Source organism: Aeromonas intestinalis (assembly GCF_054052485.1).
In genome coordinates this window covers 81,970-96,340 of sequence record NZ_JBSTYK010000013.1, presented here as the reverse complement: position 1 = coordinate 96,340, position 14,371 = coordinate 81,970, and the positions used below count along the sequence as shown (strand labels likewise).

Annotated in this window: 14 protein-coding genes; 9 read left to right on the top strand and 5 right to left on the bottom strand. The window is 62.3% G+C overall.

From position 1 onward, the window contains the following. Nucleotides 1-19: 19 nt before the first annotated feature. On the bottom strand, nucleotides 20-1,270 hold the full coding sequence (locus tag ACW5W7_RS16440) for a methyl-accepting chemotaxis protein (protein ID WP_434665618.1): 1,251 nt from the start codon (nucleotides 1,268-1,270) through the stop codon (nucleotides 20-22). Nucleotides 1,271-1,301: 31 nt separating this feature from the next. Here ACW5W7_RS16440 and ACW5W7_RS16435 point away from each other — a divergent pair, with 31 nt between their 5' ends. The 9 genes from ACW5W7_RS16435 to ACW5W7_RS16395 all read left to right on the top strand — a co-directional run bounded on the left by ACW5W7_RS16435 (nucleotide 1,302) and on the right by ACW5W7_RS16395 (nucleotide 11,191). After that, complete coding sequence (locus tag ACW5W7_RS16435) at nucleotides 1,302-2,123, top strand: potassium channel family protein (RefSeq protein WP_456502391.1); 822 nt, start codon at nucleotides 1,302-1,304, stop codon at nucleotides 2,121-2,123. Between the two features lie 199 nt (nucleotides 2,124-2,322). Continuing rightward, entirely contained in the window at nucleotides 2,323-2,928 is a 606-nt protein-coding gene (locus tag ACW5W7_RS16430) for a TIGR04211 family SH3 domain-containing protein (RefSeq protein WP_456502390.1), read from the top strand. Between the two features lie 144 nt (nucleotides 2,929-3,072). Next, nucleotides 3,073-3,852: an NAD(+) diphosphatase gene (nudC, locus tag ACW5W7_RS16425; protein WP_456502389.1), complete on the top strand. Its 780-nt coding sequence runs from the start codon at nucleotides 3,073-3,075 to the stop codon at nucleotides 3,850-3,852. Between the two features lie 154 nt (nucleotides 3,853-4,006). Continuing rightward, nucleotides 4,007-5,074 carry a uroporphyrinogen decarboxylase gene (hemE, locus tag ACW5W7_RS16420; RefSeq protein WP_349920984.1) on the top strand — a complete coding sequence of 356 codons (1,068 nt, stop codon included), beginning with the start codon at nucleotides 4,007-4,009 and terminating at the stop codon, nucleotides 5,072-5,074. 186 nt (nucleotides 5,075-5,260) lie between these two features. Continuing rightward, nucleotides 5,261-6,190: an ROK family protein gene (locus ACW5W7_RS16415; RefSeq protein WP_456502388.1), complete on the top strand. Its 930-nt coding sequence runs from the start codon at nucleotides 5,261-5,263 to the stop codon at nucleotides 6,188-6,190. Between the two features lie 46 nt (nucleotides 6,191-6,236). Beyond that, entirely contained in the window at nucleotides 6,237-7,247 is a 1,011-nt protein-coding gene (gene epd / locus ACW5W7_RS16410; protein ID WP_349920987.1) for an erythrose-4-phosphate dehydrogenase, read from the top strand. A gap of 63 nt (nucleotides 7,248-7,310) precedes the next feature. Further along, on the top strand, nucleotides 7,311-8,474 hold the full coding sequence (locus ACW5W7_RS16405) for a phosphoglycerate kinase (RefSeq protein ID WP_349920988.1): 1,164 nt from the start codon (nucleotides 7,311-7,313) through the stop codon (nucleotides 8,472-8,474). 114 nt (nucleotides 8,475-8,588) lie between these two features. Continuing rightward, the gene (fbaA, locus tag ACW5W7_RS16400; RefSeq protein ID WP_456502387.1) at nucleotides 8,589-9,668 is read left to right on the top strand and encodes a class II fructose-bisphosphate aldolase; all 1,080 of its coding nucleotides are present in this window, start codon (nucleotides 8,589-8,591) and stop codon (nucleotides 9,666-9,668) included. A 221-nt stretch (nucleotides 9,669-9,889) separates the two neighbouring features. Then, nucleotides 9,890-11,191: an NAD(P)/FAD-dependent oxidoreductase gene (locus ACW5W7_RS16395; RefSeq protein ID WP_456502386.1), complete on the top strand. Its 1,302-nt coding sequence runs from the start codon at nucleotides 9,890-9,892 to the stop codon at nucleotides 11,189-11,191. 6 nt (nucleotides 11,192-11,197) lie between these two features. Here the strand turns inward: ACW5W7_RS16395 and ACW5W7_RS16390 are convergent, their stop codons facing one another. The 4 genes from ACW5W7_RS16390 to cutA all read right to left on the bottom strand — a co-directional run bounded on the left by ACW5W7_RS16390 (nucleotide 11,198) and on the right by cutA (nucleotide 14,330). Continuing rightward, entirely contained in the window at nucleotides 11,198-11,632 is a 435-nt protein-coding gene (locus ACW5W7_RS16390) for a hypothetical protein (protein ID WP_349920991.1), read from the bottom strand. Nucleotides 11,633-11,718: 86 nt separating this feature from the next. Further along, the gene (locus ACW5W7_RS16385) at nucleotides 11,719-12,240 is read right to left on the bottom strand and encodes a GNAT family N-acetyltransferase (RefSeq protein WP_349920992.1); all 522 of its coding nucleotides are present in this window, start codon (nucleotides 12,238-12,240) and stop codon (nucleotides 11,719-11,721) included. Then, nucleotides 12,241-14,016 (bottom strand): protein-disulfide reductase DsbD, encoded by a 1,776-nt coding sequence (locus tag ACW5W7_RS16380; protein WP_456502385.1) that lies wholly within the window; start codon nucleotides 14,014-14,016, stop codon nucleotides 12,241-12,243. Further along, entirely contained in the window at nucleotides 14,013-14,330 is a 318-nt protein-coding gene (cutA, locus tag ACW5W7_RS16375; RefSeq protein ID WP_434665643.1) for a divalent cation tolerance protein CutA, read from the bottom strand. The genes ACW5W7_RS16380 and cutA overlap by 4 nt, the downstream gene beginning before the upstream one ends. Nucleotides 14,331-14,371: the final 41 nt, after the last annotated feature.

Sequence of the window (14,371 nt, the reverse complement as noted above, 5' to 3'; positions counted from 1 at the left end):
ACATACCAGCATGTGCCGGTCAGGCAAGTTTGAAGGCCTGGATATGGTTGTCCAGCGTCTGGCTGTGGTGCTCCACCAGCTCGGAGGCATCTTTCAGCTCCCGCAGCACCACCACGGATCCTTCCACCACCTGTTTGACCTGCTCCAGATTGGCGCTCATCTCCTCGGCCACCGAACTCTGCTGCTCGGAGGCGGCGGCGATCTGGCGGTTCATGTCGGCCACGCCCTGTACCCGCTGCACTATGGTGGCGAGCTGATCGCCAGCCTGGGTCACCTGCTCCACCCCCTTGTCCGCCTGCTGCACGCTCTGGGCCATCAGGCCGACGGCCTGGCGGGCATTGCCCTGCAGCTGTTCGATCATCTTCTGGATCTCGACGGTGGCGGCCTGGGCCCGGTTGGCGAGCTCCCGCACCTCGGAGGCGACCACGGCGAAGCCGCGTCCCGCCTCACCGGCGCGGGCGGCCTCGATGGCGGCGTTCAGGGCCAGCAGGTTGGTCTGCTCCGAGATGCTGCGGATGGTGTCCACTACTGAGCCGATACGATCCACCCCGTGCTCCACCTCGTTGACCACGGTGGAGGAGCGCTGGATGTTGTCGGACAGGGTATCGATGGTGCTGACGGTGGCGGCCACGCAGCGGCTGCCCTCCTCGGCCAGGGCACTGGCATCGGAGGTGGCATGGGAGGCCTGCTCCGCATGGGCGGCCACCTCGCGAATGGCGCCGACCATCTGGCTCATGGCGCTCGCCAGCTGTTCAATCTGGGTGAACTCCTCGTTGATCGCCTCGTTGGCCTCTTCCATGCAGAGGGTCACCTGGGAGGCGATGTCGTTGAGTTCCTTGCAGGCGACACGCTGGGTGCCGAACACCTCCTTGAGGTTCTCCTGGGAGTGGGCCACCGCCTTGGCGATGTCACCGAATTCGTCGCGGGACTTGAGCAGCACGCTGTGGCTGAGATCCTTGCGGGCGAAGCGCTCGAGCAGCCCCACCAGGTAGTGCACCTGTTTGACCATGAGGCGGGAGCCGGTCAGCAGCAGGATGACGAAGAGCACCCCCATCAGGGCCGTCTCCATCAGGCCGGTCCAGAGCAGGCGATCGGAGATGGCATTGGCCTTGGCGGCCTCGATGCCTTCGGCCAGCAGGGTGGCCTCCAGGTTGCTGGCATCGAACCAGAGTTTGACCAGCAACAACAGGGTGCTGAACACCATGAGCAGGACCACTTTGGGCACCAGACGGATATTGCTCATGCGCCGTTCCAGCGAGTTCAACTGCATAATCTTTCTCCTTTCAACGTCCATTTTTCCTTTGTCATCATGGCTATCGGCATTATCTTCCTTTTTGTTACTTGGTACTGCGTTTAAAGTTGGAAAATGTATGCGACATCACTTAAGTCACCTGCGCGCCATGGATCTGCTGATGGCGTTTCTGTCGGTGATCTCCGTCATCCTGGTGGGCGCCCGCTGGTGGGGGTATGGGGAGCTGAGCCCCCAGACCCGGCAACTCTTCTATGACCTCGACAGCCTGATCTGCTACTTCTTCCTCGCCCATTTTGCCTATGGCTGGGTGCGGGCATCCGATCGGATGGCCTTCTTCAAGGCCAACTGGTTCTATCTGCCGGGCAGCCTGCCCATGGTGGAGCAACTGCGCTGGGCGCGGCTGATCCAGCTGTGGCGCGTCTATCAACTGCTGCGTGACGGGCCGGATTTGCTCGGCATGTTCCGCCGCGAGCGCAACGAGACGACGATCTCCGGCATTCTGTTTCTGTTCTTCCTGTTGCTGGGGGTCGGCTCTGGCGTCATGTTCTGGCTGGAGTCGGGCTATCCCGGCAGCCAGATAGAGACGCCCTATGACGCCTTCTGGTGGACGCTCGTCACGTTATCTACCGTGGGCTACGGGGACCTGGTCCCCAAGACCGAGGAGGGGCGCTTCGTCGCCAGCTTGCTGATCCTGTTCGGGGTCGGCTTGTTCGGTGCCATCAGTGGTTTCATGGCCAGTCTGTTTGTCCATCCGGGCCGCACCAGCGAGGACGACAGCCAGTGGCGGCGCAGGCAGCAGGAGCAGCAGGAGCAGTTGCTGCAAGAGATCAAGGCATTGCGGGAAGAGGTAAAGGCGCTGCAGCAACGCTAGGCGGCCTCATTGGAGCCAATGGGGGTCGGATCCCGCTCCGACCCCCGGGGCGGCGTCTGGAATGGTCGCGTGGGGTTGGGCACAAGATGCGAGCCAGCTCGCAGGGCGGGGGAGGGTATCTTTCTTTGCTTGTCCTTTGACCCGCCAGCAGCTTAACATTCCGCCTGTCACCTAACTCAACGAAGAGAATCGATCGACCATGCGCGCCCTTCTCGGGATTTTGATCTGCTTGTGTGCCCAACAGGCACTGGCCGACACCCGTTATGTTTCAGACAACATCTTTACCTATATCCACAACGGCCCGGGTACCCAGTACCGGATCCTCGGCAGCGTCAAGGCCGGTGAGCCCCTGGAGGTCAAGACGGTCAACAATGAGGCCGGCTTCACCCAGATAGTGGACGGTCGTGGCCGTGAGGGCTGGATCAAGAACAGCGAGCTGCAGAGCCAGATCAGCCTGCGCGAGCGCCTGCCCCAGGTGGAGAAGGAGCTGGAAGAGGCCAAGGCCCGCCTGCTGAACCTCAATGGCGACAACGAGCGCCGCTTCGCCGAAAAAGATGGCAAGCTTGCCGAGCAGACCCAGGAGATCGCCACCCTGAAGGCCCAGCTGGCCAGCCAGGGTGACGAGATGGGGAACCTCAAGGAGCAGAACGAGGCCCTGACCCAGAGCTACGACAACCAGGAGCACGACATGCAGATGGACTGGTTCATCCGTGGCGGCGCCATGGTGGGCGGCGGCATCCTGCTGGGCATTCTGCTCCCCATGTTGCCCCGTCGTCGCAAGAGCAGCGAACGCTGGATGAACTGACGACCATCATGGGTTGGATGAAAGAGGGCCGCGAAAGCGGCCCTCTTTTTTCAAGGGGCGGGTCGCCAGCGGGGATGGGCGGCCGTAAGATGGAGCGCATGCATCCGTGCCCTGCACCTTCTTCTCAACGAGAGTCTTCATCTTATGTCATTGACCGAACAGGCCCGCTGGTTCGTGCTGGGGGGCGATCACCTCGTCCTGCTGGACGGGCAGGGGCAGATCCCACAGGGTTGTCGTAGCCAACTGCCCGCCGAGCTGCAGGACGCCCCCTTCGAGCCCTTTGATCACTGGGAGGGCCTGCCCTGCCACCTGCTGGATCTGGGGGAAGAGGCCGACACCTCGGCCATGACGGGCCTGCGCCAGCTGATGGTGGCCGGGGACGAGGAGGGCTTTCGCCTCGCGGGCCGCGCCTGGCAGCTTGCCACCTTCCGCCGCAGCCATCGCTTCTGCGGCGAGTGCGGCGCCGCCATGGTCCCGAGGGCGGGGGAGTGGGCCATGGCCTGCGGGCAGGGGCACGTGGTCTATCCGCGCATCTCCCCCTGTATCATAGTGGCGGTGCGCAAGGGGCCGGCCATCCTGCTGGCGGCCCACCGTCGTCACTATCAGGCCGACGATCCCATGTATACGGTGCTCGCCGGTTTCGTCGAGGCCGGTGAAAACCTGGAGCAGTGCGTGGCGCGGGAGGTATTCGAGGAGAGCGGCATCAGGGTGCACAATGTGCGCTATGTGGCGAGCCAGCCCTGGCCCTTCCCCCACAGCCTGATGATGGGCTTCACCGCCGATTACCAGAGCGGCGAGATCAAGGTGCAGGACGAGGAGCTGGTGGCCGCCGACTTCTTCGAAGCCGACCGCCTGCCCCGTCTGCCCCCTCACGGCACCATAGCGCGCAGCCTGATTGAGCAGTGCCTCGCCGGCGACGCCTGACCGACGTCCGGGCCAAGAGGATGAGGGGCGCTTGTTTGCGCCCCTTCACATCTTTGTGCACCGATGGCCCCGCTCTGTGTTTGAGCCGCCCTAAGCCCCACACAAAGTGGTATCATATCCGCCATTTTATGCTGGATATGACTCAGGAACTGGGATGAAAGAGCTGAAAAACGATCGATACCTGCGTGCCCTGCTGCGCCAGGAAGTGGACATGACCCCGGTGTGGATGATGCGTCAGGCTGGCCGCTATCTGCCGGAATACAAGGCGACCCGCGCCGTGGCGGGGGATTTCATGTCCCTGTGCCGCAACGCCGAGCTGGCCTGCGAGGTCACCTTGCAGCCCCTGCGCCGCTATCCGCTCGATGCCGCCATCCTCTTCTCCGACATCCTGACCGTGCCCGACGCCATGGGGCTCGGCCTCTACTTCGAGCACGGCGAAGGCCCGCGCTTCGAGCGCCCCATCAAGTCCATGGCGGATGTGCAGGCCCTGCCCATCCCGGATCCGGAAGACGAGCTCGGCTACGTGATGAATGCGGTGCGCACCATTCGCCGCGAGCTCAAGGGGGAAGTGCCCCTCATCGGTTTCTCCGGCAGCCCCTGGACCCTGGCCACCTACATGGTGGAGGGCGGCAGCTCCAAGGCGTTCACCAAGATCAAGCAGATGATGTACGCCGAACCCATGACCCTGCACCTACTGCTGGACAAGCTGGCGGACAGCGTGATCGCGTATCTCAACGCCCAGATCAAGGCTGGCGCCCAGTCGGTCATGGTGTTCGACACCTGGGGTGGCGTGCTGACCCCGCGGGATTACCGCGACTTCTCCCTGCAGTACATGCACAAGATCGTCGATGGCCTCATCCGCGAGCATGACGGTCGCCGGGTGCCGGTCACCCTGTTCACCAAGAACGGCGGCCAGTGGCTGGAGCAGATCGCCGCCACCGGCTGCGATGCGTTGGGTCTGGACTGGACCACCGACATTGCCGATGCCAAGCGCCGGGTCGGTGACAAGGTGGCGCTGCAGGGCAACATGGATCCCTCCATGCTCTACGCCGCTCCCGAGCGCATCCGTGAAGAGGTTGCCACCATCCTGGCCGGTTTCGGTCAGGGCAACGGCCACGTCTTCAACCTGGGCCACGGCATCCACCAGGACGTGGATCCCGAGCACGCCGGCGTCTTTGTGAACGCAGTGCACGAGCTCTCCGCCCAGTATCACGGCCGCTGAGGCCGTCACATTCGTATGACGACGGGGCCTGCAGGCCCCGTTTTGCTATCCGCGAATGGGGGCCGCCATGCGTGGGGATTACGCCCGGGCCCTGGCTCGGGTTACACTGCGCCATCGGTGACCCAGGGTCACGCACAAGACAGCCGGCGAGCCCTGAATGGGGGCCGGGCTATGGCAGGAGGCAGAATGAGCAAGGGTTCTTGGGATTGGGGCATCGACCTTGGCGGGACCAAGTGTGAGTGCGTGGTGCTGGATGGCGACGAGGTGCTGCTGCGACATCGCATCCCCACGGAATGTCGCGGTGGCTATCAGCACATGATCGGCCAGATTGCCAAGCTGGTGGATGAATGTGCCGAGAAACTCGGTCAACGCCCCAGCATCATCGGCATGGGCACGCCGGGGGCGCGGGATCCCCAGACCGGGCTGATGAAGAACTGCAACACCACCGAACTCAACGACAAGCCGTTCAAGGAAGATCTGGAACGCAGGCTGGGCGTGCCCGTGCTCATCGCCAACGACGCCAACTGCTTCGCCCTGGCGGAGACCCACCTCGGCGCCGTGCGCCAGCACCATCCGAATGCGCGTGGCGTGTGCGCCATCATCCTGGGGCGGGGGGGGGGCTCCGGCATCGTCATCAACGGCCAGATCCTCAACGGTCACCACGGCATCGCCGGGGAGTGGGGTCACAACGTGCTCTCTCCGGACGGCCCCGAGTGCTACTGCGGCAAGCGTGGCTGCGTCGAAACCTTCATCAGCGGCCCGGCCCTGGAGGCCTGGTACGAAGCCAAGGCCAGGCGCCACCTGTCGCTGGCCCAGATTGCGGCGGCAACTGCCCACGATCACGTGGCCAAGCTCACCATAGACCGGCTGCACCTGCTGTTTGGCAAGGCGCTGGCCAATGTGGTCAACATTCTGGATCCGGACGTCATCGTCATCGGTGGCGGGGTGGGCAACGTGCAGAGCCTCTATACCGCCGGACGAGAGACCGTCTTGCCCTTCCTGTTCAACCCCCGCTTCGCCACCCCCATCATCGCGCCCTCCCTCGGGGACAGCGCCGGGGTGTTCGGGGCGGCGCTGCTGGCTCGCGGCGTCTTCAAGGATGCCCTGCTGTCGTGAGCCTGTCATCGACCCCATCCCCTGTCGTCAAGGACACGGAGTTTTCATGATCAAGATTGCCATCAACGGATATGGCCGCATCGGCCGCAACGTGCTGCGGGCCCTCTACGAGAGCGGCCGTGACAACAACATCAAGATAGTGGCCATCAACGAGCTGGCGGCCCCCGAGGCCATGGTGCACCTCACCCGCTTCGACACCAGCCACGGCCGCTTCCACCATCCGGTGCAGCTCGCGGGCAACAGCATGCTGGTGGGGGAGGATCTCATTCCCCTGTTCGCCGAGCGGGATCCGGCCAGGCTGCCCTGGCGGGCGCTGGGGGTGGACGTGGTGCTCGATTGCACCGGGGTGTTCGGTTCACGGGCCGATGCAGAGCTGCATCTGGCGGCGGGAGCGGGCAAGGTGCTGTTCTCCCACCCGGCGGACGCGGATGTGGATGCCACCATCGTCTACGGGGTGAATCACCAGACCCTGACGGGGCGGGAGCGGATCGTCTCCAATGCCTCCTGCACCACCAACTGCGTGGTGCCCGTCATCGAAACATTGCATCGAGAATTCGAGATCAATTGTGGTACTATTACGACAATTCATTCGGCCATGCACGATCAGCAAGTCATCGACGCCTACCACAGCGACTTGCGCAGAACCCGGGCCGCCAGCCAGTCCATCATCCCGGTGGACACCAAGCTGGCAAAGGGGTTGGAGCGTATCCTTCCCCACTTCGCCGGCAAGTTCGAGGCGATCGCGGTGCGGGTGCCGACCATTAACGTCACGGCGATGGATCTCAGCATCACTGTTCGTAAAAAAGTGACAGTTAGTGACGTAAATCAAGCCCTGCAACGGGCATCCAGAGGTACATTAAGCGGTATTCTGGATTACACGGAAGAGCCATTGGTTTCCGTAGACTTTAATCATGATGCACACTCCTGCATCATTGATGGTACCCAGACTCGAGTGAGCGATGCCAACCTCGTCAAGATGCTGATGTGGTGTGATAACGAATGGGGCTTCGCGAATCGGATGCTGGATACCACCCGGGCCATGATGGCCGCAGGCTGAGAGCCTGCACGGGTGCAAGGTTACTGTTTTTTTAACATTACCTGAAAATATAGAGGACTGAATATGTCTGTTATCAAGATGACCGACCTGGATCTGGCGGGTAAACGCGTCCTGATCCGTGCTGACCTGAACGTGCCGGTAAAAGACGGCAAGGTCACTTCCGATGCACGTATCGTCGCTACCCTGCCGACCATCAAGCTGGCTCTGGAAAAGGGCGCCAAGCTGATGATCACCTCCCACCTGGGTCGTCCGACCGAGGGTGAATACAACGAAGAATTCTCCCTGGCTCCGGTTGTCAACTATCTGAAAGACGCACTGTCCTGCCCGGTCCGTCTGGCCAAAGACTACCTGGATGGCGTCGACGTCGCCGCCGGTGAGCTGGTTGTGCTGGAAAACTGCCGCTTCAACAAGGGCGAGAAGAAGAACACCGAAGAGCTGGCCAAAAAATACGCCGCCCTGTGTGACGTCTTCGTGATGGATGCGTTCGGTACTGCTCACCGCGCCGAAGGTTCCACCTACGGTGTGGCCCAGTTTGCCCCCGTCGCCTGTGCTGGTCCCCTGCTGGCCGGTGAACTGGAAGCCCTCGGCAAGGCCATGCTCAAGCCTGAGCGCCCCATGGTTGCCATCGTCGGCGGCTCCAAGGTCTCCACCAAGCTGACCGTGCTGGAATCCCTCTCCAAGATCGCTGACCAGCTGGTAGTCGGTGGTGGCATCGCCAACACCTTCATCGCTGCTGCCGGTCACAACGTCGGCAAGTCCCTGTGCGAGCACGACCTGATCGACACCGCCAAGAAGCTGGCTGCCGAGACCAACATTCCGGTGACCACCGACGTGGTTGTTGGTGCAGAATTCTCTGAATCCACCCCTGCCACCATCAAATCTGTCGCAGACGTGACTGATGGCGACATGATCTTCGATATCGGCCCGGATTCCGCCAAGGCCCTGGCCGACATCATCATGAACGCCAAGACCATCCTGTGGAACGGCCCGGTCGGCGTGTTCGAGTTCGACCAGTTCGCCGCAGGCACCAAGGTGATCGCCGAAGCCATCGCCGCTTCCCCGGCCTTCTCCATCGCCGGTGGTGGTGACACCCTGGCCGCCATCGACAAGTTCGGCATTGCCGACAAGGTCTCCTACATCTCCACCGGCGGCGGCGCCTTCCTGGAGTTCGTAGAAGGCAAGGTACTGCCGGCCGTGGCGATTCTGGAACAGCGCGCCAAAGCCTAATTGACCCGAAGCGGGGGGCAAAAGCCTCCCGTTTCGTTTATCATGTGACCGCTGTGCCGGTTCGTGATGAACCCCCATTTTTATTAACGGCATACGAGAACAGGACGATTTAACATGTCTAAGAAAATTTTCGACTTCGTAAAACCCGGCGTACTGACCGGTGATGACGTACAAAAAGTGTTCGCCATCGCTAAAGAGAACGGCTTCGCTCTGCCAGCCGTCAACTGCGTCGGTACCGACTCCGTCAACGCTGTATTGGAAGCGGCCGCCAAGGTAAAAGCGCCGGTCATCGTTCAGTTCTCCAACGGTGGTGCCGTGTTCACTGCCGGTAAGGGCCTGAAGCTGGAAGGCCAGCAAGCTGCCATCCTGGGTGCCATCTCCGGTGCCAAGCACGTACACGCCGTGGCCGAAGCCTACGGTGTTCCCGTGATCCTGCACACCGACCACGCTGCCAAGAAGCTGCTGCCGTGGATCGACGGCCTGCTGGACGCCGGTGAGAAGCACTTCGCCGAGACCGGCAAGCCGCTGTTCTCCTCCCACATGCTGGATCTGTCCGAAGAGTCCCTGGAAGAGAACATCGACATCTGCTGTGAGTACCTGGTACGCATGGCCAAGATGAACATGACCCTGGAGCTGGAACTGGGTTGCACCGGTGGCGAAGAAGATGGTGTGGACAACAGCCACATGGATCAATCCGCCCTGTACACCCAGCCGGAAGACGTGGCTTACGCCTACGAGCGTCTGTCCAAGATCAGCCCGCGCTTCACCATCGCTGCCTCCTTCGGCAACGTACACGGTGTTTACAAGCCGGGTAACGTCAAGCTGACCCCGTCCATCCTGGACGCTTCCCAGAAATACGTTTCCGAGAAGTTCAGCCTGCCGGCCAAGTCTCTGGACTTCGTATTCCACGGTGGTTCTGGTTCCACCCTGGAAGAGATCCGCGAATCCATCTCCTACGGTGTGGTGAAGATGAACATCGACACCGACACCCAGTGGGCGACCTGGGAAGGCATTCTGGGCTTCTACAAGACCAACGAAGCCTACCTGCAGGGTCAGCTGGGCAACCCGGAAGGCGCCGACAAGCCGAACAAGAAGTTCTACGATCCGCGCGTATGGCTGCGTGCCGGTCAGACTTCCATGATCGCCCGTCTGGAGAAAGCCTTCTCCGACCTGAACGCCATCAACGTACTGTAATCAGTACCTTGTGGTAGAAAAAGGCGCCTGATGGCGCCTTTTTTATTGGGCGATCGGCAGGGCGGTTGGTGCCTTGTCGGTCTTGCATCAAAGGTGTCCTTCGGGGCACCTTTTGCATTTCTGTGATCCCGGCAGGTTGGCATGGCATCCATGGGCTGGGTATTATCGATGACGAAGCGTTTAATTTAGTAAACAAATGCAACCAAGGCAGGATGCTGAGCATGCAGACAGGAAGACACGGACATCAGGAGCACGTCGCCTCCTATTACGCGGCGACCCGCAACGATCATCAGCAGTGGCCCGAACTCAGCGGTGAACTGGATGCCGATGTCTGCATCATCGGCGGTGGTTTCACCGGCCTCAACACCGCCATCAACCTGGCCGAGGCGGGCTACAAGGTGGTGCTGCTGGAGGCGAACCGTATCGGTTGGGGGGCTTCGGGACGCAACGGTGGTCAGCTCATTCGCGGCATCGGCCATGACACCAGCCAGTTTGCCCGCTGGATAGGGGAGGAGGGGGTCCGGGAGCTGGATCTGATGGGGCTGGAGGCGGTGCAACTGGTGCGTGATCGCGTCGAGCGCTTCAATATCGAGTGCGATCTGCGCTGGGGCTATTGCGATCTCGCCACCAAGGCGCGCCATCTGGCAGACTTCGAGGAGGAGCTGGCCCATCTGGCGAGCCTGGGTTACCAGCATGAGACCAGGCTGGTGCCAAAGGATGAAATGCACTCGGTGGTGGGATCGGACCGCTACATCGGCGGCATGATCGACATGGGCTCGGGCCACCTGCATCCTCTCAACCTGGCCCTGGGGGAGGCGCGCGCCGCTGCCAGCCTCGGCGTCTCTCTGTTCGAGCAGTCCAGAGTGCTCAACATCGATTATGGGGACAAGGTGCAGGTCACCACGGCCCATGGTCGCTGCCGTGCCAGCTATCTGGTGATCGGCTGCAACGCCTATCTCAATGATCTCAACCCGGAACTGGGGGGCAAGGTGCTGCCAGCGGGCTCTTACATCCTCGCCACCGAGGTGCTGGAGAAGCGGCTGCGTCAGCGCCTGCTGCCCCGGAATATGGCGGTGTGCGATCAGAACGTGGCGCTCGATTACTACCGGCTCTCCGCCGATGGTCGGTTGCTGTTCGGTGGCGCCTGCAACTATTCCGGTCGTGACCCTAAGGACATCAAGGCCTTTATGCTGCCCAAGCTGCTGCGGGTGTTCCCGGAGCTTGCGGGCACCGCCATCGAGTTCCAGTGGGGGGGCATGATAGGCATAGGGGCGAATCGACTGCCCCAGATAGGGCGCCTGCCGGGTCACCCCAATGTGTTCTACGCCCAGGCCTATTCGGGGCACGGTCTCAATGCCACTCACATGGCGGCCAAGCTGGTGGCGGAGGCGATCAGGGGGGAGAGTCGGGGATTCGATCTGTTCAGCCAGGTGCCCCACATCACCTTCCCGGGCGGGCCGTCCTTACGTTCACCCCTGCTGGCGCTGGGGATGTTGTGGTATCGGTTGAAAGACCTGCTGTAAGGGGGATCAGGAGGCGGGGCTGTCCTGAGGCTGGCCGGGCTCGGCCAGGCGCCAGCCCTGCTCCGTTTTCATCATCCAGACTTCGCGCTCCTGCGCCAGCGCCTGACCGGCTTCGAACTCGCCGTATTTGCGCTCCAGCTCCATCAGCCCCATTTCCTGCTGAAAGGGACCGACTCTGTCATAGACGAGATCTTCGTCGTGCAGGATCTGGAGTTGTGCCAGTCCCTGCTTGAAATGCAGCTGGTAGCCGACCTTGACCAGATAGACCCCTTCCATCCGCTCTTCCTTGCCAAGTACGGCGAAGTCACTGATGTCAAACAGATTGGCGTCCGCGTCTGACTGGAGTTTGGCGGTGACCTGACGCTGGATGGCCTCTTCACCAGGGCCTGCATCACAGCCATAGAGCCAGCAGGCGAGCAGGGGGATGAACCACTTTTTCATCGAAACTCCGGATGATACGAGACACAAGGGGCAAAGTTTGCCACGGTGAGGGCGAGATACAAGGGATGCTCAGAAAAATCAGCGCGCTATGGCTGGCCTGAGGAGAGGGGGCAGGGATGGCTGACGGTGCGGCTCATGACCAGGGTATCGCCGCTGAACCCGGAGATCCGCTTGCGATTCACCTGCTGGAAGCCGTGCCTGGACCAAAAATGCAGGGCGGGCAGGTTGGTTTCGATGACCCCGAGCCGCATGGCGCTGCAACCCCAGCCGGCCGCCCTTTCCATGAGCCGTGCGACCAGTTTGCTGCCGATCCCTTGTCCCTGCCAGCACTCCTTCAACAGCAGCAGGCCGAGGTAGGCCGTCTGCGCATCGGGATAACCGCGGACAAGATCGACGCAGCCAAGCAGCTCCTCTCCCTCCAGCACGGCGAGTACAAACTTGTCGTCTTCCCAGATGCCGGGTGGGCAGACCTTGAGGATCGCCAGGGCATCCGCAGGGTCGGGTGCCTTGCCCTCGGTCAGCCAGCTGTAGGCGGGCGTCGCCAGCACGACCTCTTCCAGCCACTGACGGTGGTCTGGGTTCGTCGGTGACAGGCGCCGCAGCTCCATCTAGCGCAGCTTGTCCAGCTGACCCAGGAATTCCGCTGGGCCCATGAAGCCGGTCACCCGCTGGCCGTTCACTTCGTTGCCATCCCGGTCAAAGAAGATGAGGGTCGGCAGCCCCAGCACGTTGAGGCCGTTGAGCAGCGTAACGTCGGCATCATCGTTGGCGGTGACATCCGCCTGCAGCAGCACCATGTCGGCGAAGCGGGCACGCACCGCCGGGTCGCTGAAGGTCTTGTGCTCGAACTCCTTGCAGGCCACACACCAGTCGGCATAGAGATCCAGCAGCACCGGCTTGCCGCGGGCGGCGGCGAGCTGGATCTTGAGATCATCCAGGGTCTTGATGCGGATAAACTGCGGTACTTCGCGCTGGGTGCTCGCGGCGGCATCCTGGCTCGGCAACAGCAGATCCTTTGCCACCACCACGGCTCCCATCATGGCGAGCAGCAGAGTGAAGCCACACAGGCTCTTGCCCAGCGAATGGGTGCGATGCTGGTTGTGGTGATAGAGGTAGGCGCATAGCGCCAGTCCCCATACCAGCCAGGCCAGGGTGCTGGTCTCGTCGCTCCACAGTCGGGAGAGCAGCAGCAGGGGCACTGCCAAGAGCGCAAAGCCGAACAGCTGCTTGATCACATCCATCCAGGCACCGGCTCTGGGCAGCAGCTTGCCCCCCGAGGTGCCGATCAGCAGCAGGGGCAGCCCCATCCCTAAGGAGAGGGCATAGAGGGCCGCGCCACCGAGCCAGAGGTCACCGCTCTGGGCCACGTAGATGAGGGCGCCGGAGAGGGGGGCCGTGGTACAGGGGGAGCAGACCAGGCCGGAGATCATGCCCATGATGCCGACCCCGAGCACCGAGCCCCCTTGCTGGCGGTTGGAGAGGCCGGAGAGCCGTGTCTGCAGGCCGCTTGGGAGCTGCAGGGTATAGAGCCCGAACATGGAGAGGGCCAGCAGCACGAACATGACCGAGAGGCCGATCAGCACATAGGGGTGCTGCAGGGCTGCCTGGAATTTCAGTCCCGCCGAGGCGACCACCAGGCCGAGCAGGGTGTAGGTGATGGCCATGCCCTGTACGTAGACGAAGGAGAGCAAAAAGGCGCGCCGGGTGGAGAGGCGTTCACCGGCACCGGCGATGATCCCGGTCAGTATGGGGTACATGGGGAAGACGCAGGGGGTGAAGGCGAGCCCCAGCCCCAGGGCGAAGAAGGCGGCGATGCTGAGCCAGAAACCCTGGCTGCCGAGGGCGGCCGCCAGCTGATCCTGCTGGCTGGCGGGCTGGTCGACGGCAGGACTGGCGTCCCTGATGCCATCTTGAGGGGCCTCGCTCGCGAGGGGTTGTATCTCGACCCGCTTGTCGGTCGGCGGGTAACAGAGGCCCTCGGTACAACCCTGATAGCTGATGGTGAGGCTGGCCCCCTGGCCCACTTCGGTCAGGACGAGCGGGATCTGCACCTCCTGGTAATAGACCCGGGTCTTGCCGAAGAAGTCGTCCTCGTGCTCGGTGCCGGCGGGCAGTCCGGGTTGCTGGAAGCTGAGATTTTCTCCCTTGAAGCTGAAACGGTGGCGGTAGAGGTAGTAGCCATCGGCGATGCGCAGGATCAGCCGTAGCTGGTTGCCCTGCTGGCTGCTCTCGAGACGAAAGGCCTCATCGACTTTCAGAAACTGGGGCTGACTGCCGGTGTCGATACCGAGGCTGCTCAGCAGATCCTGGCTGGCGGCCTGCGCCGGGCTGGCCAGCAGGCTGAGCAGGAGCAGCAGAGGGGTAAACAGGGCGGTCAGTCTCATGCGGTCTCCCCGGCGAGCCAATCGAGATAGGGCTGATGGCCGAGACTGACCGGCAGCGCCAGGATCTCCGGCACCTCGTAGGGATGCAGTGCGAGGATGCACTCGCGCAGGGGCTCGAACAGGGCGGCGCTGGATTTGATGATGAGCTGGATCTCCCGGGCTCGTTCAATCTGCCCCTGCCAGCGATAGACGGAGGTGAGTCCCGGCAATTGATTGATGCAGGCGGCGAGGCGCCGGCCTAGCAGTTGATCGCAGATGAGATCGGCAGTGGCCTCATCTGGACAGGTGCAGAGCACTAAAATAGCGTCGGTCATGGCGTGAAAATCTCGTCATAAAGGGGTGAAACAGGCCCATA